27 protein-coding genes, 1 tRNA gene and 1 pseudogene are annotated in these 22902 nt (G+C 50.3%); 7 read left to right on the plus strand and 22 right to left on the minus strand.

The features are described 5' to 3' along the window. Nucleotides 1–11: 11 nt before the first annotated feature. Nucleotides 12–170 carry a helix-turn-helix transcriptional regulator gene (locus BZG72_RS11415; protein ID WP_274532477.1) on the plus strand — a complete coding sequence of 53 codons (159 nt, stop codon included), beginning with the start codon at nt 12–14 and terminating at the stop codon, nt 168–170. Between the two features lie 500 nt (nt 171–670). On the opposite strand, the gene BZG72_RS11420 is transcribed toward BZG72_RS11415, so the two are convergent. From BZG72_RS11420 to BZG72_RS11450, 7 genes and pseudogenes are all read right to left on the minus strand, one after another. Next, complete coding sequence (locus BZG72_RS11420) at nt 671–1387, minus strand: SLATT domain-containing protein (protein ID WP_077666849.1); 717 nt, start codon at nt 1385–1387, stop codon at nt 671–673. A gap of 7 nt (nt 1388–1394) precedes the next feature. Continuing rightward, nucleotides 1395–2684, minus strand: coding sequence for a nucleotide-binding domain-containing protein (locus tag BZG72_RS11425; RefSeq protein WP_077666850.1), 1290 nt, complete (start codon nt 2682–2684; stop codon nt 1395–1397). 9 nt (nt 2685–2693) lie between these two features. Then, a complete protein-coding gene (locus tag BZG72_RS11430) occupies nt 2694–2927 on the minus strand; it encodes a DUF2188 domain-containing protein (protein ID WP_077666851.1) in 234 nt (77 codons plus the stop codon). Between the two features lie 367 nt (nt 2928–3294). Further along, nucleotides 3295–4012, minus strand: a pseudogene (locus BZG72_RS16560) (HipA domain-containing protein); the annotation flags it as partial. 33 nt (nt 4013–4045) lie between these two features. Then, nucleotides 4046–4381: a helix-turn-helix domain-containing protein gene (locus tag BZG72_RS11440; RefSeq protein WP_077666852.1), complete on the minus strand. Its 336-nt coding sequence runs from the start codon at nt 4379–4381 to the stop codon at nt 4046–4048. A 333-nt stretch (nt 4382–4714) separates the two neighbouring features. Next, nucleotides 4715–4790, minus strand: a tRNA-Ile gene (locus BZG72_RS11445). A gap of 153 nt (nt 4791–4943) precedes the next feature. After that, on the minus strand, nt 4944–5162 hold the full coding sequence (locus tag BZG72_RS11450; protein ID WP_131825349.1) for a hypothetical protein: 219 nt from the start codon (nt 5160–5162) through the stop codon (nt 4944–4946). Between the two features lie 319 nt (nt 5163–5481). On the opposite strand from BZG72_RS11450, the gene argF reads away from it, so the two are divergent. The 3 genes from argF to pyrI all read left to right on the plus strand — a co-directional run bounded on the left by argF (nt 5482) and on the right by pyrI (nt 8112). After that, nucleotides 5482–6489 (plus strand): ornithine carbamoyltransferase, encoded by a 1008-nt coding sequence (argF, locus tag BZG72_RS11455; RefSeq protein WP_077606049.1) that lies wholly within the window; start codon nt 5482–5484, stop codon nt 6487–6489. A 214-nt stretch (nt 6490–6703) separates the two neighbouring features. Next, nucleotides 6704–7648 (plus strand): aspartate carbamoyltransferase, encoded by a 945-nt coding sequence (pyrB, locus tag BZG72_RS11460; RefSeq protein WP_077606048.1) that lies wholly within the window; start codon nt 6704–6706, stop codon nt 7646–7648. Beyond that, on the plus strand, nt 7645–8112 hold the full coding sequence (pyrI, locus tag BZG72_RS11465) for an aspartate carbamoyltransferase regulatory subunit (RefSeq protein ID WP_077606047.1): 468 nt from the start codon (nt 7645–7647) through the stop codon (nt 8110–8112). The genes pyrB and pyrI overlap by 4 nt, the downstream gene beginning before the upstream one ends. A 130-nt stretch (nt 8113–8242) precedes the next feature. Here pyrI and sspB read toward each other — a convergent pair whose 3' ends face one another. The 8 genes from sspB to zapE form a co-directional block, all read right to left on the minus strand. Next, nucleotides 8243–8767 (minus strand): ClpXP protease specificity-enhancing factor, encoded by a 525-nt coding sequence (gene sspB / locus BZG72_RS11470; RefSeq protein ID WP_077666853.1) that lies wholly within the window; start codon nt 8765–8767, stop codon nt 8243–8245. Further along, nucleotides 8767–9405 (minus strand): stringent starvation protein SspA, encoded by a 639-nt coding sequence (gene sspA / locus BZG72_RS11475; RefSeq protein WP_046073932.1) that lies wholly within the window; start codon nt 9403–9405, stop codon nt 8767–8769. The genes sspB and sspA overlap by 1 nt, the downstream gene beginning before the upstream one ends. A gap of 87 nt (nt 9406–9492) precedes the next feature. After that, nucleotides 9493–10230 carry a cytochrome c1 gene (locus tag BZG72_RS11480; RefSeq protein WP_046073931.1) on the minus strand — a complete coding sequence of 246 codons (738 nt, stop codon included), beginning with the start codon at nt 10228–10230 and terminating at the stop codon, nt 9493–9495. Further along, a complete protein-coding gene (locus tag BZG72_RS11485; protein WP_046073930.1) occupies nt 10227–11495 on the minus strand; it encodes a cytochrome b in 1269 nt (422 codons plus the stop codon). Before BZG72_RS11485 ends, BZG72_RS11480 begins: the two co-directional genes overlap by 4 nt. Next, nucleotides 11495–12085 carry a ubiquinol-cytochrome c reductase iron-sulfur subunit gene (petA, locus tag BZG72_RS11490; protein WP_046073929.1) on the minus strand — a complete coding sequence of 197 codons (591 nt, stop codon included), beginning with the start codon at nt 12083–12085 and terminating at the stop codon, nt 11495–11497. The genes BZG72_RS11485 and petA overlap by 1 nt, the downstream gene beginning before the upstream one ends. Nucleotides 12086–12464: 379 nt before the next feature. After that, nucleotides 12465–12854, minus strand: a complete 390-nt coding sequence (gene rpsI, locus BZG72_RS11495) for a 30S ribosomal protein S9 (RefSeq protein WP_046073928.1) — start codon at nt 12852–12854, stop codon at nt 12465–12467. Between the two features lie 13 nt (nt 12855–12867). Next, nucleotides 12868–13296, minus strand: a complete 429-nt coding sequence (gene rplM / locus BZG72_RS11500; RefSeq protein WP_046073927.1) for a 50S ribosomal protein L13 — start codon at nt 13294–13296, stop codon at nt 12868–12870. Nucleotides 13297–13574: 278 nt separating this feature from the next. Next, complete coding sequence (zapE, locus tag BZG72_RS11505) at nt 13575–14681, minus strand: cell division protein ZapE (protein ID WP_077666854.1); 1107 nt, start codon at nt 14679–14681, stop codon at nt 13575–13577. 267 nt (nt 14682–14948) lie between these two features. Here zapE and zapG point away from each other — a divergent pair, with 267 nt between their 5' ends. From zapG to degS, 3 genes are all read left to right on the plus strand, one after another. Continuing rightward, nucleotides 14949–15356 carry a Z-ring associated protein ZapG gene (gene zapG / locus BZG72_RS11510; RefSeq protein WP_077666855.1) on the plus strand — a complete coding sequence of 136 codons (408 nt, stop codon included), beginning with the start codon at nt 14949–14951 and terminating at the stop codon, nt 15354–15356. Nucleotides 15357–15427: 71 nt separating this feature from the next. Further along, nucleotides 15428–16792 (plus strand): Do family serine endopeptidase, encoded by a 1365-nt coding sequence (locus tag BZG72_RS11515; protein ID WP_108743058.1) that lies wholly within the window; start codon nt 15428–15430, stop codon nt 16790–16792. A 149-nt stretch (nt 16793–16941) separates the two neighbouring features. Further along, nucleotides 16942–18012, plus strand: coding sequence for an outer membrane-stress sensor serine endopeptidase DegS (gene degS / locus BZG72_RS11520; RefSeq protein ID WP_077578668.1), 1071 nt, complete (start codon nt 16942–16944; stop codon nt 18010–18012). An 84-nt stretch (nt 18013–18096) separates the two neighbouring features. Here degS and murA read toward each other — a convergent pair whose 3' ends face one another. From murA to mlaF, 7 genes are read right to left on the minus strand one after another with little or no spacing between them, the layout of a single operon-like run. Then, nucleotides 18097–19356, minus strand: coding sequence for a UDP-N-acetylglucosamine 1-carboxyvinyltransferase (gene murA, locus BZG72_RS11525; RefSeq protein ID WP_077578667.1), 1260 nt, complete (start codon nt 19354–19356; stop codon nt 18097–18099). A 9-nt stretch (nt 19357–19365) separates the two neighbouring features. Beyond that, the gene (gene ibaG, locus BZG72_RS11530; protein WP_077606044.1) at nt 19366–19620 is read right to left on the minus strand and encodes a BolA family iron metabolism protein IbaG; all 255 of its coding nucleotides are present in this window, start codon (nt 19618–19620) and stop codon (nt 19366–19368) included. Nucleotides 19621–19622: 2 nt separating this feature from the next. Further along, nucleotides 19623–19937, minus strand: coding sequence for an STAS domain-containing protein (locus tag BZG72_RS11535; protein WP_046073920.1), 315 nt, complete (start codon nt 19935–19937; stop codon nt 19623–19625). Continuing rightward, entirely contained in the window at nt 19934–20608 is a 675-nt protein-coding gene (gene mlaC, locus BZG72_RS11540; RefSeq protein WP_046073919.1) for a phospholipid-binding protein MlaC, read from the minus strand. Before mlaC ends, BZG72_RS11535 begins: the two co-directional genes overlap by 4 nt. A 5-nt stretch (nt 20609–20613) precedes the next feature. Continuing rightward, entirely contained in the window at nt 20614–21093 is a 480-nt protein-coding gene (mlaD, locus tag BZG72_RS11545; RefSeq protein WP_046073918.1) for an outer membrane lipid asymmetry maintenance protein MlaD, read from the minus strand. 2 nt (nt 21094–21095) lie between these two features. Next, nucleotides 21096–21875: a lipid asymmetry maintenance ABC transporter permease subunit MlaE gene (gene mlaE / locus BZG72_RS11550; RefSeq protein WP_369795692.1), complete on the minus strand. Its 780-nt coding sequence runs from the start codon at nt 21873–21875 to the stop codon at nt 21096–21098. Further along, the gene (mlaF, locus tag BZG72_RS11555) at nt 21875–22672 is read right to left on the minus strand and encodes a phospholipid ABC transporter ATP-binding protein MlaF (RefSeq protein ID WP_046073916.1); all 798 of its coding nucleotides are present in this window, start codon (nt 22670–22672) and stop codon (nt 21875–21877) included. The genes mlaE and mlaF overlap by 1 nt, the downstream gene beginning before the upstream one ends. Nucleotides 22673–22902 lie beyond the last annotated feature (230 nt).

Consider the following 22902-nt stretch of genomic DNA (forward strand, 5'->3'; position numbering starts at 1 on the left):
GTGTTAGTACTCTGTGGCGCTGGCGTCGAGATGGCAAAATGCCGCCCGTGGTTGCACTTAGCTCTAGAGTCGTGGGCTGGCAGAGAAAAGACATTGAACAGTGGTTAAAAGAACAAACAATAGATGCGAATTGCCACAGAGGGAACAATGTTCTCGCTTCACTTTCATAAACATAAAGTATTTCATTTTTTACGATTAATTACGCGTATAAAAATGCTCTTGCAGGAGCTGTGTTCCTGCTTTGGTCTATCTCAGGTAGCCATGTTCTGCTCAAGTCTTCATAAGTTGAACGGAGAACGATGTTCTCCGAATAGCGAAAGACAGATTTGCGTATTATCCGACTCGTGTTCAGGGATCTCAGGAAAAGGCTGATAGCTTTCAAACGCTACTGCGAGAACACTGTTCTCGCTCATGTCATCAAAAACTAAAGTTTTGCTCATTTAATTAATAGATAAAAAAGCGCTCTCAGTGCTGGACTCTCTGGAGAGAAATATTTATCCATCATCTTCATAAGTGGGTTCATCAGAACCAATGGGGTAATGAACGTAAGATCTGAAACACTTTTTGCCTCAAAACCAGTTAGAGCCGAATTGATATAAGTATAGTAACGACAAGAGAAACAGGAATGAATTGAATGTCTCACTTCTTTATTGATTATTTGGCATCAGGGTTAGTGTCCTGGCTCTGTTGTTTGAGGGAGTTCACAGCTTTGAGGCTGAGCGTTGGCTGACTCTGGACTTTTTACTGTAACTAAGAAACAAGTGCTGGTTGCTTCAGGAAGTGTTTGCTCAGTGCTCACATTGCTATCGGCATGCCAATTTTTTAGAACAACCCCCACTCCAATTAAAGCGGCACAGATAGTCAGAGTGAAAGACAAAGGTAGTTTGTCTCTAAGTAGTGAGAAATTTTTCTGCTCGTCCACCCACTCAATCTGGTGCTGCCAGAAAAACTTATAGTGTGCGTACCAATCGCTAAAGAGGATCTGCTTACTAACATTGCCGCTGTAGTAGCTAGACTCTATCTCAGATAGCTCTTGCTCAAAAGCAGAAGTGTCAGCGCCATTGTCTGATTTCACACGACAATATAAGTCTCTCAATTTGTTGTAAGATTGAGTTAGTTTTACGCCTGCTTCTTCATATTTATCTTTTTGTGAGTCATACATAGTAATGTACAGGCTGACAATACCAAGGATGATGAATGTAGCAGATAAAAGTTTAGTTGAGAGCCCATCTAAAACAAGAGCATAGACACCAAATGCCATGGAGAAAAAGCTAATCAATCCAGGGGTTTTGCTCACAATGTCATAAGTGGCCAAGTGCTTTTTAGCCCCAAAACCGACGTTATAGCCAGTTGTGGCAATATTCTTTAGCAACTCATCTTTGTTCATAAACATCTCATTGAATCGGGACGTGAATGCGGTCTTTGGCTACAACGATACCATTTTTAATGGCATAGCATTCAACTATATGCTCACCTTTGAAACTTGTTGATTCACTGCGTCTTTTGTAACCGTCGTCATCAAAAATCTGACCACGAATGCAGTCTCTCTTCTGTGCTTCAGCTCCCCGATTTAGAACTTTCCATTTCAGTTGGTATGGCTCTGGCACTTGGATGTTAGAAACAGTGAACAAGAGCTTTTTATTTATGTGTAGGGGTAGCTTGCGTGCCAGCATGTCCGTTAAAAAGTGCTCCCTATAGCCTCTTTGAGACACTTCGCAGTCAAGGCTTAGTGGGTAACGAATGTCAATTGGGAAAAAGTCTTCGATAAATTGCTCTGTATTACGCCATGTGGAGCGGCTTTCTAAAGCATCAGCAACTGCTTTAGTAACTTTTGCTGCTACTGGGAATGGACGACCATAAACCTTTTTCCATATCTCGTGAGAAGCATCACCTGCATCAATGGCTTTAAGGCATAACTCGTAAGCTTTTTTGGCCTTACGTTGAAACTGTTTTTTCACTTTTACATGCTGACCACTACCTAATGCAGCGAAGCGATCTTGCTTTGGGAGCTTTGAGAGGTATTCAAAGAAGTCTCGGCTCATATAGTCATAGTAAAGAAAGCCTTTATCATCATAGTAGTCTGTTGATTTCAAAAAGTTATGAGCAAGCGTATCGATAAGCAGCCCCCCCATTCCAACACCATGCTTATTCTTCCAGGCTCGGGCCATTCTGCATAAATTACGCAAGTTGTTGTTCTTTTCTCTACTAAACTCCGTCATTGCTGCAATTTCTTCACTGGGTTTAGTGATTTTCCAACTACCACCATTATAGGTATCAGGATATTTGAAACTGCCGTCATCCTGTTTAAACACTGGCTGAACTTCAATATGAAAGTTCGTATATGTTACCGTAACAACGAGTCTATCGACGCGAACATTAGTTGTTGGGTATCGTGCTTTGATAGCACTACGAACATCGCTGAGGAGCTGGGACTGTTTCCCATCTTTATAATAATCCCATTTACCTTTGGGCATGATATACAGCATATCCAGGTCAGAAATGCCTTTGATGGCTGTCCAGCGGCCATATGAGCCTACTCGGAGACTATTAGCTTTTTTAGATTCAGTATCACGAAAGTTCTTGTTTAGGCTGACTGTGATTTCATCGTAACGGTTACTGATCTTATCTGAATTGTCGATCTTCAAATTTTGCAAGAAATCACGGAACATCTCTGTAATAGCCATATTTTCTCCTTATTTCTTGTCTTTCGGTGGATGAGGATCATTTCCATAGCTATTGCCAGCTCTAATCTTTCCATCTCGACCGTGAACCTTGGTGTCAGTGCGTTGATTGCGGGCAATTTCTTCCGCTCTCTCAATAGCTTCCTTTTGTGTTTGAGTAACTTTCGTCGCTTTATTGTTTCCTGCGCCTTTAACTGCCCATCCGTCTGGATGCTTCACTACATGCTGGTTCTTTCTTGTAGACATATGGTTATTCCTCTTTTTGAAATAGATACAACCTTTTCGCAAACCTCCAGTACGCTGCTCACAACCCCATATATACGAACAAAGGAAACATAAAACACAATATATAGTGTTTTGTTTGACCATTCAAGGTGTGTGTGTATTGCTATCCTAGATTTGATGGAAAGTTCGCGAACTTCATATTTTTAAAGTGGATTATTGAGTAGAGAGTCAGTAATTAGTGTGGTGGCATGGCGAGTCTGGATAGCACATTAGAGGCTTTGCTATACCTCGGGTAGTCCACTAAATGCTCATTAAGCAGTGCATGTAACACTGAAACATCCAAAAATAATTTATAAATTGATTACTATTATAGCCTCCACATTTTCCATTAAAGAAGCTCACTCATCTCTAGCACACTGTCGGCTTGCGATAGCAAGTATTCACACTTTGTTTGGATGAGTGAGACTCATAGCTCTATGTGTTCATGTTCCCCATCGTCGATTCCTTGAGCGTCGGTAAGGTCAATCGCTTCCTTCAGAGCATTTTTTATAGCACCAACGGTTTCTACCATTATGGAAGCCATCTTGGAACCTGAACAATCGAGCAGAGCACCGATAACCTGGAGGTAAGTCAGTTGCCTGACAGCCATCAATCACATGTTTTCGTTGAACAACATCAGAAGCCTCGATATAGGCACGATCGAACCGCTCTATTATCATTGTCCTCGTCTTCCCAATGCGAGTTAACTCGACATTAGCGACGTCCAAACCAGCTAGCTTGGCTAGTGTCATGCAGAAGAACTCATAAACAGCAATACACGGTGCTTTACCGCTTTCATACTTCAGAATGTAGTTTGAACTTAATTTTCCTTCACCAATCCCCCATTCATCACCGCGCTTAAGTACGTTTAACTTGTTTTGCACACCAGCAACCGAAAGGTGAACCTTACCGTCCCAATAAACTAAAGGTGCAAAGTTACGCTTTAGTCAGTCTACCAACTCCTCATTAGGTACAGGCCTAAAGCGGGTTTCTTGAGGCTCCGAACCTGACACTCGAAAAGATAATGCGCCAGATGTTTCCGCACCAAGCTTACGAATCAGCCCGAACATGTGCCATTAAACACGTCTAGCTGTTGCAACTTACTCATACCAACCGTCCTGACTGCTTATCACGCTGTTTTCAGCGTGGGAGGTTATTTGGCTATGTGGACGAGCAAGTAGGTTTAGGTCGATAAGGCGTAACGACAGCCCTAAGATGTCCATGAGGACAAGTACATTGGCAAAGGTGACACTGGTATCGCCTTTTTCTACTTTCATGACTGTTCTGCGAGATAAATTGGCTTTTGAAGCGAGATCATCAATACGCCAACCTCTATCGGTGCGCTTTGAGCGAATGGCGCTCCCCAGCGTTTCCATACTAAACTCGGTATCCAAATCAGGCATAGGTTGTGCCTTTACACTCTTACCTTTTTTCATAAGTGCCTTTTAATGTACTTTTGTCACTATCGAGTTCGCCTCAATACATAAGTTCACTATAAATCACTTTTGTGGTGAATGTATAAGAGATCATCTATAAGTACAATTTAAGTTACTTATGGTTGGTTTGTGGGTTTAATCTCTCCTTGCTCTCTATGGGAGAGATTTATCCGCCAGAAGGACACATTTGGCAACAGCGCAGTATTCGGATTAGTATTGGGAGAAGACAGAGAAGAGTGCGTGAACGGGGCTTACCTGACCCATTACCTGACCCAAAATCGTCAGGTACAAAAAAAGGTTAGTAAACACTACGCTTACTAACCTTCTAGAACCTGGTGGCCCCTCCCAGACTTGAACTGGGGACCAATCGATTATGAGTCGACTGCTCTAACCACTGAGCTAAGGGGCCGAATGGAATGGGATTATAGGGGAAGGCTCACAGGGTGTCTAGCTGTAAGGGGGGCGAATTCAGTATGCTTTTTGAGCACTTAGCGTGTTGCGGATAAACAAGCGCCGCCAATGTGGCGGCACTCACGCTCTGCTTGCTTAGGAGGCTGCCGCCTTATTGCATGGCAGGGTCTTGGCTGTCTTCAGCCGGCCAGGTGCTGTTGTCGTCTTCTGGCATTGGCTGCGTGTCGCAATCCGTGCCGCCGTCTGGGCAGGTTACCACGGGTTGGTCGCCTTGTGGTTGGCTGGCTTCGTTGGCCATCGCGGGGCCGGCGAGACCAACCATCATCATGAGTGCGCTAAGAGTCAGTGCTTTGTTTTGTGTTTTCATCATGTTCTCCTTCCTAGTATTGTCGTTGCCCTTGAGGACATAAACACTATCTCGCACTCATCGCGCGGCCCTGTCATTCCCCCGCTATAAGGCAGTAAAAGGATTGTCTAGTTTGTCGCCAATTTATCAGCATTGTCAGTGCTTGATTAAATCCCCCTCCCGCGGTCAGAAAACCATCAAAACGGTGTGTTATTGGTCAATTTATGGCCTTTACGCTCGGATTTGTCGCTTGCATATTGCTAGCACGCGCTTTACCATCAGAGAATAATTAAACATAAATATCGATTTAATATTCATTTTGGCGCGTTATTTAGGGATAGATATGAAAAGCGACCTCTACCAGCAATCACTGCTCACCTTACTCGACTTGTCACCTCAGCAAATCCACGATCTGATTGATGATGCCGCCGCACTTAAAGCGGCCAAAGCTCGCGGTGAGGAAACGCCGCAGCTAACAGGCAAAAATATTGCGCTGATTTTTGAGAAAACCTCGACCCGTACGCGCTGTGCCTTTGAGGTGGCGGCGTTTGATCAAGGCGCGCAAGTCAGTTACCTCGGCCCTAGCGGCACCCAAATTGGCCATAAAGAAACCATGAAGGATACCGCGCGGGTATTAGGGAGAATGTACGATGGCATTCAATACCGTGGCTTTGGCCAAGAAGTGGTCGAGACGCTCGCCGCGCATGCCGGGGTGCCGGTGTGGAATGGCTTAACCGATGATTTTCACCCTACCCAGGTGTTGGCCGATCTGCTCACCATGCAAGAGCACAGTGACAAACCGCTTGATCAAATCGCGTTTGCGTATGTGGGGGATGCGCGCAACAACATGGGCAATTCGCTATTGGTCGGCGCGGCGAAAATGGGCATGGATCTGCGCCTGATTGGCCCCAAAGCCTATTGGCCTGAGGCTGATTTGATTGCCGCCTGCCAAGATATCGCCGCCAATACTGGCGCGACGATCACCTTAACCGAAGACACCGCAGCGGTGAACGGCTGTGATTTTGTGTATACCGATATCTGGGTGTCGATGGGTGAGCCCGAATCGGTCTGGGCGCAGCGCGTGGCCGATCTCACCCCTTATCAGGTTAACCCCGGTTTGATGGCCGCCACCGCGAATCCACACGCTAAGTTTATGCACTGTTTGCCTGCCTTTCATAACGATGAGACTGGTGTGGGTAAACAAATCGCCGATCAATACGGGCTTAATGGCTTGGAGGTGACCGACGCGGTGTTCGAATCTGAGCAGTCGATCGTCTTTGACCAAGCAGAGAACCGTATGCATACCATCAAGGCTGTGATGGTTGCCACACTCGTCAACGCAAGCACGTAAACGATTGCACTTTTGCTTGCACGACATAAATAGGGGCGTATAATTCGGCCAGATTTCACTACACGGCCAGAAGTTATGTTGGTTATTCCACCCACAAACAGCGATTTATCCGCCCCATTGCGGGACGGTATCCGCATTGGTCGTGATCGTAAAAACCTCCGTTTCGGAGGTTTTTTTTTGCCTGTAGCACACTGCAAAGAAAGGGACTCGCGTTATGGCCAATACGCTTTATAACAAACATATTATTTCCATTCCCGAGCTCAGCCGCGACGAGCTGGAGTTAATCGTCGCCACGGCGGGCGAGCTAAAAGCGCGCCCTAACCCGACGCTGTTGAAGAATAAAGTGATTGCCAGCTGCTTTTTTGAGGCGTCGACGCGCACACGTTTGTCGTTTGAAACCGCGATTCAGCGCCTTGGCGGCTCAGTGATCGGCTTCCCCGACGGTGGCAATACCTCGTCAGGTAAAAAAGGCGAAACCTTGGCCGACTCAGTGCGGGTGATTTCTTCGTATGTCGATGGCTTTGTGATGCGCCACCCCAAAGAAGGCGCAGCGCGGTTGGCCTCGGAGTTCTCTGAAGGTGTGCCTGTAGTGAACGGTGGTGATGGCGCTAACCAGCATCCAACCCAAACCCTGCTCGACCTGTTCTCGATTTACGAAACCCAAGGCCGGCTCGATAACCTCAACATTGCCATGGTGGGCGATCTGAAATATGGCCGAACCGTGCATTCACTGACGCAAGCCTTGTCAAAATTCGAGGGTAACCGCTTTTTCTATATCGCCCCGGATGCCTTGGCGATGCCTGAGTATTTGTTAGATGAGCTGACTGCCGCGGGCCACCCGTATAGCCTGCACAGTAGCATCACCGATGTGGTGCCTGAGCTGGATGTATTGTATATGACGCGGGTACAAAAAGAGCGCTTTGATGAATCAGAGTATGCGCACATTAAAGCGGCGTTCATTTTAAATGCGGGGATGCTGCGTGATGCCAAACCCAACATGAAGGTGATGCATCCCCTGCCCCGTGTGGATGAAATTACTGTGGATGTCGATAAAACCCCGCACGCCTATTACTTTGAGCAAGCTGAGAACGGCGTCTATGCGCGAGAAGCCCTGCTGGCACTGGTATTAAACGAACAGGTTGAAGGAGTTGCAAAATGAGCACGGATAACAAACTACAAGTTGAAGCCATCTGTCACGGCACGGTGATCGATCATATTCCCGCGCACATTGGCTTTAAGATCTTAAACCTGTTTCAAATGCACGGCAGCGATCAGCGGATCACCATTGGCCTTAACTTGCCATCGTCGGCGTTAGGCTGCAAAGATCTGATCAAAATCGAGAACGTAGTGATCAGCGAAGATCAGGCCAGCCAACTCGCTTTGTACGCCCCACAGGCAACCGTGAATCAAATTGAAGATTACCAAGTGGTCGCCAAGTTGCCGCTGACCTTGCCTGAGGTGATTCAAGGCGTGTTCCGCTGCCCAAACTCTAACTGTATTACTCACGGTGAGCCGGCGGTCGATAGCTCATTCCGCGTGCTGAGTGAAGCAGACGATGTGAAGCTGCGCTGCAAATACTGTGAGAAAGTGTTCTCGCGCGAGATCATGACCGAGCGTCATTGATTCAGACGCCGTATATTGAGGGCGTCGAGTCGGGCGCCTTTTCTGTGCGGCAGGCTCCCTGCGCATAAAAAAACCAGCACTTGGGTGCTGGTTTTTTGTGTCTTACCTTCAGGTAGAACTTGCGACGCGGTTATTTCACCACGGTTAGCGTCGGCTTGCCTTTTTTGCTTGGCGTAGCCGGCGTGTCGTCTTCGTCATCGGCTTGCGGCAACGCGTCTGGATCGTCAACGCTGTCAACCGACACCAAAGGCGGCTCGTCGTCTTCTACCTCGCTGGATGAGGGAGATTGTTCAAACATTTCCTCCTCATCGGCCTGCGCGTAGGCGGGCTCCATATCAAACATGGTGCCGGCACCATTTTCACGCGCATAGATGGCGAGCACCGCAGCCATAGGCACGAGGACTTGTTGAGGCTTGCCACCAAAGCGGGCATTAAAGCACACATGGTCGTTGCTAAGCTCTAAGTTTCCCACCGCACGCGGGGCAATGTTGAGAACAATTTGTCCGTCTTTGACGTAGTCAAACGGGACTTGTACCCCAGGTAACGTCGCGTCCACCACCATGTGTGGGGTGAGATCGTTATCCAGTAACCAATCATAGAACGCGCGGACCAAATAGGGGCGGCGTGGTGTCATCGCAAATTCTGATGTAGACATTATTGACCTGTTAGTCGCATTTCACGTTCAGCTTCTGTCAGTGAGGCGAGAAACGAATCACGCTCAAACAGACGCGTCATGTAGTCTTTTACTTGCTTCGCGCCTGGGCCAGTTAGCTCAATACCCAGTGCCGGCAAACGCCACAGCAGCGGGGCTAAGTAGCAATCCACCAAGCTAAACTCTTCGCTTAGGAAGTAGGGATCTTCGGCAAATACCGGTGCCAGCGCCAGAAGCTCTTCACGCAGCTGCTTACGCGCTTTGTCAGCGTCGTCAGCACTGCCTTCCATAATTTGGTCAACCAAGGTATACCAGTTGCGCTTGATGCGATACATCATCAAACGGCTTTGTGCACGGGCAACAGGGTATACCGGCATCAATGGCGGGTGAGGGAAACGCTCATCCAAGTATTCCATGATGATATCCGCGTTGTACAACGCTAACTCACGGTCTACCAAGGTTGGAACAGAGTTATAAGGATTTAAGTCAACCAGATCTTCTGGCAGATTATTCGGATCCACCAGCTCGATTTCTACACTGACACCTTTCTCTGCGAGGACGATGCGTACCTGATGACTATAGAGATCAGATGCGTCAGAGAATAACGTCATCACCGAGCGTTTATTGGCAGCAACAGCCATCAACCCCTCCAGGATGTTCAATAACAATAGAAAGCAATGGGGACCTAAAGTCCCCATTGCGGATTAGCAACACACTAGATTAACCGATCAGTGCACATCGCGCCAATATTCTTTCTTGAGGAAGTACGCCAAAATCAAGAATACCACGAAGAAACCAATCACCCACCAGCCCAGTTGCTGGCGCTCTAGCTTCACAGGTTCCCCTGAATATTCAAGGAAGTTAACCAGATCGCGCACCGCATTATCGTACTCGCTAGCACTGAGTTCGCCGTTGCCGTCAGACTTGAGACCCACAAACTCTTCCACCGGCTCACCGTCCACCATACGTGTTTCGTACACTTTACGGGGTGTGCCTTGAAGCTCTTCAAGCACGTGTGGCATACCCACGTTCGGGAACACGGTGTTGTTCACGCCAAATGGGCGAGATGGGTCGACGTAGAACGAACGTAAATAGGTATAGAGCCAGTCCACACCACGCACACGTGCCACCAAGGTCAGATCGGGAGCGGGTGCACCGAAGTACTGCGCGCCCGCCTCTTGTGTCATGGCGTTTTTCATCAACTCGCCGTAATCGGCATTCTTATCGACAATCAGGTTGTCTTCCATCAAGTCTTTAGGAATATTGAGATCTTCGGCCACACGCTGATAACGCTGATACTGCGTAGCATGGCAACCAAAACAGTAGTTCATGAACAGTTTGGCGCCACGTTGCAATGAGGCTTTGTCCGTCAAATCATTGTTGGCTTCGTCCAAGTGGACATTGCCACCGGCGGCCATCGCCAAAGAGGGCAACAGCGCGCACAAGATTACAATCCATTTTCTCATTTGAATGTCACCCTCTCTGGTAGCGGTTTTGTTGCCTCATTTTTGCTGTAGAAGAACAACAGCACGAAGAACATGAAGTAACAGAAGCTGAAGATCTGCGCCAGCAAGGTGTACGTTGGGGTTGCTGGCAACGCGCCCAGAATACCCAGAGCAATAAAGGCAATCACAAATTGGACGATGTTCGCCAAGTGCAGCTTGCTGCGGTAGCGGTATGAGCGCACACGGCAGCGGTCAAGCCACGGCAGGATGAACAGCATCACAATCGACGCGCCCATGGCAATAACACCAATTAGCTTGTCTGGGATCGCACGCAAAATCGCGTAGAACGGCGTGAAGTACCAAACAGGGGCAATGTGCTCAGGGGTCTTCAGCGGGTTAGCCGCTTCAAAGTTGGGTGGCTCAAGGAAATAACCGCCCATTTCGGGATTAAAGAAAATCACGTAGGCGAACAAGATGCCGAACACACCCACACCAATCAAATCTTTCACTGTCCCGTAAGGGTGGAAAGGAATCGAATCAATGATCTTATATTTCTTGGTGTAATCCGGGTGGAACTTGAACTGTGACTGCTGGCCATCGTCATCTGCCTCACCTTTCGGTAGTTTAGTGTCGATACCATCCGGGTTGTTTGAGCCCACTTCGTGCAGTGCAAGCACGTGCAATGCCACCAACAGCAAGAGCACAATCGGCAGTGCAATCACGTGGAGGGCAAAGAAACGGTTCAAGGTCGCGCCAGAGACAACGTAGTCACCACGAATCCACAGTGTTAGGTCATCACCAATCACTGGGATGGCCCCGAACAAGGAGATGATAACCTGTGCGCCCCAGTACGACATTTGTCCCCATGGCAGCAGATAGCCCATAAAGGCCTCAGCCATCAGCACCAGGAAGATCAGCATACCAAATAGCCATAACAGCTCACGTGGCTTTTGGTAGGAGCCGTAGATCAGGCCACGGAACATATGCAGGTAGACCACCACAAAGAAGGCCGAGGCCCCGGTGGAGTGCATATACCTCAAGAGCCAGCCGTACTCCACATCACGCATGATGTATTCAACAGACGCGAATGCGCCTTCCGCTGAAGGTACGTAGTTCATGGTTAGCCAAATCCCAGTAAGAATTTGGTTAACCAGAACCAGCATTGCGAGCACCCCAAACATATACCAGAAGTTGAAGTTCTTCGGCATGGGGTACTCAGTCATGTGTTTGCGATACGCATTCATCGCTGGAATGCGTTTCTCAACCCAGTTCAGCAAGTTTTCCATTACGCAGTCCCCTCATCTTGTCCCACGAGTACCCGTTTGTCGTCCAAGTACATATAAGGTGGAACGACCAGGTTTAGTGGTGCAGGTACGCCTTGGAATACGCGTCCTGCCATGTCAAATTTGGAACCATGACACGGACAGAAGAACCCGGCTTTCACCCCACTCACTTGCTCACTGAAGCTGTCAGGCAGGTAGGTTGGCGAACAACCTAGATGGGTACAGATACCAACCGCGACAAAAATTTCAGGTTTAATAGAGCGGGTCTGGTTGGCTGCGTATTCTGGCTGTTGCGGCTGTGCCGAACCGGGATCACGAAGCTGGTCCTCGAAGCTAGACAGCTCTTCGACGACCGCGTCACTACGACGCACGATCCATACAGGTTTTCCTCGCCACTCAACACGGATCATTTGTCCGTCTTGTAGCTTACTGATATCGACTTCGACAGGCGCGCCCGCCGCTTTGGCTTTCGCGCTTGGGTTCCAAGACTTAATAAAAGGTACGGCAACTGCTACGGCCCCTAAACCGCCAACAACTGACGTCGTCGCAGTCAGGAAACGGCGTCGGCCGGTATTCACTGGCGCATTGCTCATCCAACATTCTCCCATGTGCTCCCGCTTGGATTTTTATTGTGTCCTTTGCGTCCATGGAGCGTACGGCTTACTTAAAAACGAATATGTAATAACGGCTGACTGGGATCAGTTCGATTAAATCTTAGCTGCTATTACGTCGGCTAGATGATAGAGAAAACCCTACTTTTTGACAAGATAAAGCTACCTTTTTGTAACAAATGTGAGCGGTGTGCACAGAATTGAGGAAAGGGTAATAAAAATGTTGGAAAGTGAGTGCTTATACACTGTTTTGAAAGGAAATAAATGAGTATTGCACCCAAGAATGACGGATAAATTGATGGATAAAAAAAGCCTGGCGTTGCCACCAGGCTTTTTGCAGCAAATCTGACTGGAACGTCGATTAACGCTTCGAGAACTGCGGGCTGCGACGTGCTTTGCGTAGACCCACTTTTTTACGCTCAACGCGACGAGCGTCACGCGTAACAAAGCCAGCTGCACGTAGCGCAGGACGTAGTGACTCGTCATACTCCATCAGGGCACGAGTGATGCCGTGACGGATTGCGCCAGCTTGACCAGAGATACCACCACCAGAAACAGTGATGTACAGGTCTAGCTTCTCGGTCATTTCTACCAGCTCAAGCGGCTGACGAACGACCATGCGAGCGGTTTCGCGACCGAAATAAGTCTCGAGAGAACGCTTGTTGATCTCGATGTTACCGCTGCCCGGCTTGATGAAGACACGCGCTGCGGAGCTTTTGCGACGGCCGGTGCCGTAGTATTGTTCTGCCATTGCTTTATTCCTCTTAGATGTCTAGTACTTGCGGTTGTTGTGCCGCGTGCTTGTGCTCAGAACCTGCGTAAACTTTCAGTTTACGGTACATAGCACGACCTAGAGGACCGCGTGGCAACATACCTTTAACGGCTTTTTCAATAACCAGTTCAGGTTTTTCCGCGATCAGTTTTTCAAAGCTGATTGACTTGATGCCACCAATGTAGCCAGTGTGGCTGTAGTACATCTTGTCAGACTTCTTGCGGCCAGTAACAGCCACTTTCTCAGCGTTGATAACAACGATGTAGTCACCGGTGTCAACGTGAGGAGTGTATTCTGGCTTGTGCTTGCCACGCAGACGCGTTGCAATTTCAGTGGCCAGACGGCCCAGCGTTTTGCCTTCAGCGTCTACAACGAACCAGTCGCGTTTTACAGTTTCTGGTTTAGCAACGAAAGTTTTCATGCTAATGATTACCCGATTAATAAGTTTCACTTCAGGAGCCTAAGCTCCCACTGTTAAGCGCCCATACATCACCCCTTCGAGTGGTGGTACACTCGGCCTAAGCCTTTCAACAGTAACGGTGGGTCGCGAGATTATAGGGAAGAGTGGAGAAAAAATCACCTCCTTTTGGCAAAAAAATTCGGTGGATTTTTTTCAGTTGGTGATTGTTTGGCTACTGCACACCATTGTGTTGCGGGACGCGCGCCGTTAGCGAGCTTGCGCCCCGCGTTCTATCCGATTTAGGGCAAATGCGGCAACGCAAGATAGTCATGGCTTTGCATCTCAATGAGGCGTGATTGGCAGCGCTTAAATTCAAACGCCAACCGTTCGCCTTGATAGAGGCTATCCATGGGTACCGCCGCCGAGATGATTAGCTTCACGCTACGCTCGTAAAACTCATCCACCAAGGCAATAAAGCGCCGTGCGGCGTCGTCTTGCGCCCCGGTTAGCTGAGGCATATCAGCCAGCAGCACCGTATGGTAAAGGCGTGCCAGCTCCATGTAGTCGGTTTGACTACGTGCCGATTGGCAAAGCTCAGCAAAACTAAAGTGCACCACCCCGTCGCCATTTTCGAGGGTTTGCAGCGGCCGATGATTCACTTCAATCACATCCTCTTTCACCCCGCCCTCGCCATTGAGCTTTTTAAAGTAGGCATGCATTTGCGCGGTGGCGGCGTCATCTAAAGGATGATGAAAGATCTCCGCTTGCTCTAGCGTGCGTAAGCGGTAATCAACCCCTGAGTCGACATTGACCACCTCACAATGCTGATTAATCAAGGCGATCGCAGGTAAAAAACGCGCACGTTGCAATCCATTCCAATAAAGCTCATCCGGCACGATGTTGGAGGTGGCCACTAGGGTAATACCACGCGCAAATAGGGCTTCCATTAAGGTGCCCAAAATCATCGCATCGGTGATGTCAGAGACAAAGAACTCATCAAAGCACAATACTCGGGTTTCTTGAGCAAACTTATCGGCGATTTGTGGCAGAGGGTCAACCTCGCCATCCAAGGTTTTGAGCTCTTGATGAACGCGATGCATAAAGCGGTGAAAGTGCATCCGCATCTTGTTCTCAAACGGCAAAGCGTGGAAAAACGTATCCATTAGGTAGGTTTTGCCGCGCCCCACCCCACCCCAGAAATATAAGCCTTTTACTGGGGTCACTGGCGCGGGTTCGCGCTTACGCCAAGGCAGCCAGCTGCGCTTTTCGGGCATGGTGGGGACAATGGGATTGGCGACCAAGCGATGGTAGAGATCATCGAGTTTCTCCACTGCCATACGCTGCGCCGGGTCTTCAATAAAATCGTTGTGGGTCAGATCGTTATTATAATGCTCGAGTGGCGTCATTCCGTGAAAGCCTCATTGGTTATCGCCTCGCACGCATAGTAACACGCCCCGTGAAAACGTCACACGTCGGGCGTCACCGCGCACAACAGACCAAACACGTAAGACAGTATCCCAAGCGGAAAGCGACGTGTATAGTGAGCTAAATCTTCCCTTGCTGAGTCATTGGGGAATGTACGATATTATTAGGTAGGCAAGTGATTTTACTTGTCTTGACTGACCCGTCAGTGGTATCTGTGGACAGTCAACTTGTGACTACAAGGAGCAGTTATGGCCTGGATTAATAGCCTGATCTTTCTCGTCATCGGTATCGCGGTAGGCTTCTTTATTGCCCGCATGACGACGCGCGATCTCAAACAACAAAAAAACATGAAAAGGGAGCTAGAAAAGTCACGTTACGAGCTGGAGCAATATCGCCAAGAGTTGGTGGATCATTTTGCCCAAAGCGCAGAGCTGCTCGATACGCTATCCAAAGATTACAACAAGCTCTATCAGCATATGGCAAAGACCTCGACCGATTTGATGCCGAATTTGCCCGATCAGGACAATCCATTTGCTAAACGGCTGGGTAAAATCACCGAAGTGAAGGCCGAAACAGCCAGTGAGCCGCCCAGAGACTACTCAGGCAGTGCCTCAGGACTGCTCAAAAGCGGTGAAGGTTCACGCGCGACGAGTTGATGGAGGATTGAACTTTTTCAGATTGCCCCCACTCTCACTTCATACCTCGACAATCGGAGTGTGAGTCTATGATGAAGAAGTCTTTACTAGCGATGAGTATCGCCGCGCTGACTCTTGGCGCGGCCTTTTCCCCTCTCCCAAGCCACGCTGCCCTACCGCAAACCGTAAACGGCGAAGCCATGCCGAGTTTGGCACCCATGTTGGAGAAGGTCTCTCCGGCCGTCGTCAGTATTGCCGTTGAAGGCAATAAAGTCGCGAAGCAGCGTATTCCAGAAGCCTTTCGTTTTTTCTTTGGCCCCAATCTACCGCCCGAACAAGCCCAAGAGCGCCCATTTCGCGGATTAGGCTCGGGAGTGATCATTGATGCGGATAAAGGCTATATCGTCACCAACCACCATGTGATTGATGATGCTGACCAAATCCGAGTACAACTAAAAGATGGTCGCGAGTACGATGCTACCTTGATTGGCAGTGACGAAATGTCTGACATCGCCCTCCTCCAGTTGGATGAAGATGCCAATAACCTCACACAGATCCCACTGGCCAACTCTGACGAGCTCCGCGTGGGCGATTTTGCGGTGGCGATTGGTAACCCGTTTGGACTGGGACAAACCGTTACATCAGGGATCATCTCAGCACTGGGACGCAGTGGTTTGAATTTGGAAAACTTTGAGAACTTTATTCAAACCGATGCGGCGATCAACAGTGGTAACTCGGGGGGCGCCCTGGTAAACCTTAATGGCGAGTTGATGGGGATCAACACCGCCATTTTAGGCCCCAATGGCGGGAACGTCGGGATTGGCTTTGCGATTCCGGTGAATATGGCGAAAAGCCTGGTCGATCAAATTATCGAGTATGGCTCGGTGCGCCGTGGCATGCTGGGTGTCACCGGGCGCGAGCTAACATCGGAGCTCGCCGATGCCTTTGGTCTTGCCACGCAACACGGCGCGTTTGTTAGCCAGGTGATGCCGGAATCGGCCGCGGAAGAAGCGGGGTTAGAAGCCGGTGACATCATCGTCTCGGTCAACGGCAAAAGCATTCGCAGCTTTGGTGAATTACGCGCCAAAATTGCCACCTTGGGCGCGGGCAAGCCTGTCACCTTGGGGGTTATCCGTGACGGTGAAAACCTAGAAATGGACACTACCCTCAAAGAAGCGAGCCAGACGCAAACCAAGGCCGACAACTTACACAAAGCCCTCACCGGTGCCGAGCTGAAAAATCACGACACCGAGCCGGCTGGGGTAGAAGTGACGGCCATTGAAGAAGGTTCACTCGCCGCGCGCTACGGGCTGCGTGAGGGGGATGTAATTGTCGGCCTCAACCGCCACAAGATTGAGAACCTCGGCGATTTGCGCAAGTTGCTTGAAGACAAGCCCAGCGTGTTAGCGCTCAATATCGTCCGCGACAACAGTTCCTTGTATCTGGTGATCCGCTAGTCCGCGCACGCGCGCCTGGCGCACACCGATTGATGCCTGCCTCCTCGGCAGGCATTTTTTTGCCCAGAGCGCGGTGATGATTTCCCCAACCCTCGCTGACAATGCTATTCTCTAGCTCCGCGTTAAGTTGCTTGAGGATGGCATTATTTATGCTGGCGTTATTGATTCGCTCTGTGATTATTGGCTTGGTGACGGCTGCCTTATTGTTGGTGGCGGTGCCGGACTTACGCTCGGGTCTGCTATCAGGCTTTTCAATTGCAGACAGCATCGAGGACGATCCCGTGGAGCTGGTGTCGTTTAATTACGCGGTTAAGCGCGCATCGCCGGCGGTGGTCAATATTTACACCCGCAACTACACCGGCAACGAACGATTAGCCCTCAACACTCAGGGGTTAGGCTCTGGGGTGATCATGAGCGCCAAAGGCTATATTGTCACTAACTACCACGTGGTCGCCGAGGCCGATCAGGTGATTGTGGCTTTGCAAGATGGCCGTATTTTCACCGCCCAAATGGTGGGCAAAGATCAACGCACCGACTTAGCGGTGATCAAGGTACAAGCCGATAACTTACCCGTGATCCCGGTCAACGAGCGTTATCAGCCTGCGGTGGGCGATACGGTGCTCGCGATTGGCAACCCCTATAACCTCGGCCAAACCACCACTTATGGCATTATTTCCGCGACTGGGCGTACCGGGATGAGCTTTTATGGCCGCCAAGACTTTTTACAAACCGATGCCGCAATTAACCGGGGCAACTCCGGCGGCGCCTTGGTCAACAGTCGCGGCGAGTTAGTGGGGATTAATACCGCCTCGTTCCAGCAAGCCACCGATTTGGAAACCTACGGCATCTCCTTTGCTATCCCCTACGGTTTGACCGAGAAGATCATGAATAAACTGATTGCCGATGGCCGAGTGATCCGAGGCTATATCGGGATTGATGGTCGCGATGTCAACCCAGTGATGGCGCGATTGCTGGATGCCGAGCAGCAACGAGGCGTCATGGTGTCTGGTGTTGACCAAGGGGGACCGGCGGATAAAGCGGGGATCCAACCGCAAGATTTAATCATTAAGATTGATGGTCAGTCCGTACGCGGGGCGCGCAGTGCCATGGATATGGTCACCGATACTCGCCCAGGCTCAACGCTAGATGTGACCCTTATTCGTGATGGTGARACCCTGACMYTGCCGGTCAAAGTGGGCGATGAAAGGCAGCGCCGCTAATACAATCGTTCTCGACGCTTATCGCGTCACGCCATAAAAAACGCCAGCAAGATGCTGGCGTTTTTGTGTCGAGTGAGTGGCAGGTTACTCCGCGTCAATCCGCTCTATTTTGGCTCCCAAGGCTTGGAGTTTATCCTCGATACGCTCATAGCCTCTATCGATATGATAAATCCGATCGACAATGGTCTCACCTTTGGCAATGCAGCCAGCAATCACGAGGCTTGCTGAGGCGCGTAAGTCGGTGGCCATCACCTGTGCCCCGCTTAAGCTGTCGGTATCACCACAGATCACTGTGTTGCCCTCAATTTCTGCATGTGCGCCCATGCGCTGCAGTTCAGGCACGTGCATAAAGCGATTTTCAAAGATGGTTTCGGTGATAATGCCCGTGCCTTTTGCCACCAAGTTGAGCAAGCTAAATTGGGCTTGCATATCGGTCGGAAAACCCGGGTGTGGCGCCGTGCGCACATTGACCGCTTTTAGCTCGCGATCGGTCATGTCGAGCTCAATGAAGTCATCACCGGTCACCACTTTAGCCCCCGCCTCTTCGAGCTTGTGCAATACCGCTTCGAGCAACTCCGGCGAAGTATGGCGACAAGTAATATGCCCGCCAGACACGGCCGCGGCGACCAAGAAGGTGCCGGTTTCAATCCGATCGGCCACGACTGAGTGCTTGCCGCCGCCGAGGCGCTCCACCCCTTCAATTTCAATCCGGTCAGTGCCTGCACCTGACACCTTCGCGCCCAGCATATTGAGGAACTTCGCGGTATCAACAATCTCTGGCTCACGGGCGGCATTTTCGATCACTGTGGTACCGTCAGCCAAGGTGGCTGCGCTCATGATGGTGACCGTCGCGCCAACGCTGACTTTGTCCATCACAATATGCGCCCCTTGCAAGCGGCCATCCACGGTCGCGCGCACATAGCCCTCATCCAAGGTGATGGTGGCACCGAGTTGCTCTAGACCATTGATGTGCAAGTCGACCGGACGGGCACCGATGGCACAGCCACCAGGCAATGACACTTCGCCTTTACCAAAACGCGCCACTAAGGGTCCTAACGCCCAAATAGACGCGCGCATGGTTTTGACCAAATCATAAGGGGCACACAGCTCAGTAATGTCACTGGCATCGACATGCACAGAGCCGTTGCGATTAACCTTGGCACCTAAGCGAGATAACAGTGCCATAGTGGTATCAATGTCACGCAGCTTAGGGACATTCGCCACTTCGACCGGCTCTTCGGCCAGTAGTGAAGCAAATAAAATCGGGAGGGCGGCATTTTTCGCGCCGGAAATGGCCACATCACCTTTTAGCGGGCCATTGCCCGTCACTCGAAACTTTTGCATCAGACCCTCTTACAACTGCATCAGCTTTTTATCGCGCGCCCATTCAGTTGGGGTCATCGCTTTAATACTGACGGCATGGATATCATTGCGTGCAATATGCGCCATCAGCGGTGCATAAATCGTTTGTTGCTTTTTCACACGTGACATCCCGTCAAACATCTCTGCTACGGCAATCACTTCAAAGTGGCTGCCATCGCCTTTCACGTGCAACTCGTCCACTGACAAAGCTGCCTCTAAAATGGCTTTAACTTCGCTTGCTTCCACGTTTAAACCCCTTTTTGATGCTCAGCATCGTCCAAAAATGTCTCTACATTGCTCAGCGATAAGAGCAACTTAAGTTGCTCTGGCACCCCTTGATAACGCACCTGTTGCCCTTTTTCACGCAGTTGCTTATCCAGGTGTAGCAACATCGCCATGCCGGCGGAATCTACACGTGATAGCGCGCTTAAATCCAGGCTCAAGGCAGTGTCAGTGGGGAGCCACTGGTCACGCTGGCGCCAAAAGTCAGGCACTGTGTCACGATCTAGCCGCCCTGACAAGTGATACTGTTGCCCGTCCCCGGCGGTGAAGCTCACGCTCATGAGGCGTCCTGCTTTTGTTTGTCTTCGCGACGGATGGGGCGTTCAGCCAAGGTTTTTAGTTGCTCGATGACCGAATCAATACCATCGCGACGTAGCGGTGCTTTCCATTCCGACTGCTTAGACTGGATCATACTCACGCCCTCGGCGGTGACGTCATAGGCTTGCCAATTTCCTGTCCGAGTATTTTTACGTAAGCTAAAGTCGAGGCGAATCGGTGGCCGTGACGGATCGGTAATATCGACCCGCACTTTGACAATCTTATCGTCAGGGGCAATCGGCTGATCTTTTTGTACCTCGACATCTTGGTCATCGTACTCAAGCAAGATCTGCGCGTAAGAGGCAATCATGTATTCCGTGAATGCCTCGGTAAAGGCGTCACGCTGCGCGGGCGTGGCTTTGCGATAGTACTGCGCGCCCAACACCAGTGATGCGGCATACCGAGTATGAATGTAAGGCAGTAACTCATCTTTGACCACATCACGCAGCAAGTCAGGATCAGCGCGGAATAAGGTGCGGTCTTTACGCAGGCGGGTAAAGGTGTTGTCCGCCACTTGCTCGATGAGCTGATAAGGGTTGGATTGATCAACCGGCTCGCTCGCCTGTGCCACAGTGCCAAGGCTTGAAACCAGCAGGCAAACGGCGCTGCTCAGTGCGATCCATGTCTTTTTCATGCTGTTTACTCCTTGTCACCAACGCTATAGAGGAACTGACCAATCAAATCTTCGAGTACCAGTGCCGATTTGGTGTCCTGAATCTTGTCGCCGGCGTCTAAATAGCCAATACCCAGCGCTTCATCCACGAAGCCTGGGGTGATACCAATGTACTGTTCACCCAATAAACCTGCGGTATAAATCGATGCCGAGCTTGATTCCGGAAAACGTCCGGCGTCAGCATTGATTTGCAGGGTGACTTGGGGGACATAAGTCTCGGCGTCCAACGCAATGTCGGTCACTTGGCCAACGGTCACGCCACCCACTTTGACCGGTGAGCGCACTTTTAGGCCACCAATATTGTCGAACTCAGCGGTTAGCGTGTAAGTATCCGCCCGTCCCCAACGCTGGACATCGGCCACTTGAAACGCCAAGACCAATAACGCTGCAATGCCAGCAATGACAAAACAACCTACCCAAAATTCTGTTTTACGACTCTGTTGCATGATTAATTCCCAAACATGAGTGCAGTAAGGACAAAGTCTAGGCCGAGCACGGCCAACGATGAATGTACCACAGTACGCGTGGTGGCGCGGCTGATCCCTTCCGATGTCGGCGTGGCATCATAGCCGTTAAAAAGCGCAATCCAGGTCACAGCCACCGCAAACACCACACTTTTTATCAGTGCGTTGCCCACGTCATAGCCCAGATCGACCGACGCTTGCATCACCGACCAGAAACTGCCGTGGTCAATGCCTTTCCAGTCGACGCCGACCAGCTCGCCGCCCCAAATGCCCACCAGCATAAAAATCACTGCCAGCAGTGGCATGGCAATCACACCCGCCCAAAAGCGCGGTGCTATCACTCGGCGTAGCGGGTCAACCGCCATCATCTCTAGGCTTGATAACTGCTCGGTGGCTTTCATTAAGCCAATTTCTGCGGTCAGTGCTGACCCAGCTCGGCCAGCAAATAGCAAGGCAGTCACCACAGGGCCAAGCTCACGTAGCAGCGACAAGGCCACCATTTGTCCAAGGCTGGTTTCCGCGCCAAAGTCTGACAACACCAGATACCCTTGCAAGCTCAGCACCATACCAATAAACAGGCCAGAGACCATGATGATCGCCAGTGAGCGAACGCCTACCGAATAGAGCTGCTTGACCAATAGCGGGAAGGTTTTGCTCGGTTGCGGACGGCCAATCAGTGCGCCTGTCATCACAAAGGTTGCGCGGCCCATGGATTCGGCCACGCGCATGGCCCGGCGGCCCACGTCTTCGATGTGTGTTCTGATCACCGGAAAATCTCCTGGGTTAACTCGCCAGCGGGATAGCGAAAAGGTACCGGCCCATCAGCATGCCCTTCTAAAAACTGTTTTACCCATGGGTCAGGATTGTCACGCAGCGATTGGGGCGAACCACTGGCAATAATGCGGCTATCGGCGAGCAAATATACCTGATCGGCAATACTCATGACCTCTGGCACATCGTGCGAAACCACCACACAGGTCAATCCCAGTGCTTGGTTAAGCTGACGAATCAAGGTCACCAGCACCCCCATGGTGATCGGATCTTGGCCGACAAAGGGCTCATCAAACAAAATCAATTCAGGGTCAAGCGCAATCGAGCGTGCGAGAGCCGCACGACGTGCCATCCCGCCCGATAAATCACTGGGCATTAATCCTTGCGCGCCACGTAAGCCCACCGCTTCTAGCTTGAGCATCACGATGGTGTGAATAAGCGACTCGTCCAAGTCGGTATGTTCGCGCAGCGGGAAAGCGACATTATCAAACACCGACATATCGGTGAATAACGCCCCTGATTGGAACAGCATGCTCATACGCTGACGGACTTCAAACAACTTGCGTCGTCCTAGGGAAGGAATGGCGTGGCCATCAAACACAATCTCGCCCGCATCGGGTTTAAGCTGACCGGCAATCAAACGCAGCAAGGTGGTTTTGCCTATCCCTGATGGCCCCATGATCGCGGTTACTTGGCCACGTGGCACTTGCAAATCAATATTGTCAAAAATGCATCGATTGCCCCGTGAGAAGGTCATCCCACTGATATCTATCAGGCTCTGTGCTGCCATGGCCGCATCTCATGGTTAGAAAGGAACAAAATTAAGTGGCTGATAATAAGGCGTCACCCACCCTAACACAAGCCACGCCGCACCTCAGCGCCCACAGGACGTGACTTATCCCTGATAATAGCAGCTTATCTTCGCTTTTCTTGTCAGACATAGGTCAGCTTACGTCCGACTAATGTAACGCTGCCATTCATAGCGACTGTTTCACGATGACTGTTTCATGGCGACCGTTT

Origin of the sequence: Salinivibrio sp. PR6 (assembly GCF_001995955.1) — a bacterium.
GTDB lineage: Bacteria > Pseudomonadota > Gammaproteobacteria > Enterobacterales > Vibrionaceae > Salinivibrio > Salinivibrio siamensis.

Bases quoted from the DNA above. Each gene is read 5' to 3' on its own strand.
- rplM (WP_046073927.1), bottom strand. From the start codon at position 13,296: ATGAAAACTTTCGTTGCTAAACCAGAAACTGTAAAACGCGACTGGTTC.
- pyrB (WP_077606048.1), top strand. From the start codon at position 6,704: ATGGCCAATACGCTTTATAACAAACATATTATTTCCATTCCCGAGCTC.
- BZG72_RS11515 (WP_108743058.1), top strand. From the start codon at position 15,428: ATGAAGAAGTCTTTACTAGCGATGAGTATCGCCGCGCTGACTCTTGGC.
- BZG72_RS11450 (WP_131825349.1), bottom strand. From the start codon at position 5,162: ATGATGAAAACACAAAACAAAGCACTGACTCTTAGCGCACTCATGATG.
- BZG72_RS11420 (WP_077666849.1), bottom strand. From the start codon at position 1,387: ATGAACAAAGATGAGTTGCTAAAGAATATTGCCACAACTGGCTATAAC.
- sspA (WP_046073932.1), bottom strand. From the start codon at position 9,405: ATGGCTGTTGCTGCCAATAAACGCTCGGTGATGACGTTATTCTCTGAC.
- BZG72_RS11440 (WP_077666852.1), bottom strand. From the start codon at position 4,381: ATGAAAAAAGGTAAGAGTGTAAAGGCACAACCTATGCCTGATTTGGAT.
- sspB (WP_077666853.1), bottom strand. From the start codon at position 8,767: ATGTCTACATCAGAATTTGCGATGACACCACGCCGCCCCTATTTGGTC.
- pyrI (WP_077606047.1), top strand. From the start codon at position 7,645: ATGAGCACGGATAACAAACTACAAGTTGAAGCCATCTGTCACGGCACG.
- BZG72_RS11425 (WP_077666850.1), bottom strand. From the start codon at position 2,684: ATGGCTATTACAGAGATGTTCCGTGATTTCTTGCAAAATTTGAAGATC.
- petA (WP_046073929.1), bottom strand. From the start codon at position 12,085: ATGAGCAATGCGCCAGTGAATACCGGCCGACGCCGTTTCCTGACTGCG.
- mlaC (WP_046073919.1), bottom strand. From the start codon at position 20,608: ATGAAAAAGACATGGATCGCACTGAGCAGCGCCGTTTGCCTGCTGGTT.
- BZG72_RS11485 (WP_046073930.1), bottom strand. From the start codon at position 11,495: ATGGAAAACTTGCTGAACTGGGTTGAGAAACGCATTCCAGCGATGAAT.
- murA (WP_077578667.1), bottom strand. From the start codon at position 19,356: ATGCAAAAGTTTCGAGTGACGGGCAATGGCCCGCTAAAAGGTGATGTG.
- BZG72_RS11430 (WP_077666851.1), bottom strand. From the start codon at position 2,927: ATGTCTACAAGAAAGAACCAGCATGTAGTGAAGCATCCAGACGGATGG.
- mlaD (WP_046073918.1), bottom strand. From the start codon at position 21,093: ATGCAACAGAGTCGTAAAACAGAATTTTGGGTAGGTTGTTTTGTCATT.
- BZG72_RS11480 (WP_046073931.1), bottom strand. From the start codon at position 10,230: ATGAGAAAATGGATTGTAATCTTGTGCGCGCTGTTGCCCTCTTTGGCG.
- rpsI (WP_046073928.1), bottom strand. From the start codon at position 12,854: ATGGCAGAACAATACTACGGCACCGGCCGTCGCAAAAGCTCCGCAGCG.
- zapE (WP_077666854.1), bottom strand. From the start codon at position 14,681: ATGACGCCACTCGAGCATTATAATAACGATCTGACCCACAACGATTTT.
- mlaF (WP_046073916.1), bottom strand. From the start codon at position 22,672: ATGGCAGCACAGAGCCTGATAGATATCAGTGGGATGACCTTCTCACGG.
- argF (WP_077606049.1), top strand. From the start codon at position 5,482: ATGAAAAGCGACCTCTACCAGCAATCACTGCTCACCTTACTCGACTTG.
- zapG (WP_077666855.1), top strand. From the start codon at position 14,949: ATGGCCTGGATTAATAGCCTGATCTTTCTCGTCATCGGTATCGCGGTA.
- BZG72_RS11535 (WP_046073920.1), bottom strand. From the start codon at position 19,937: ATGAGCGTGAGCTTCACCGCCGGGGACGGGCAACAGTATCACTTGTCA.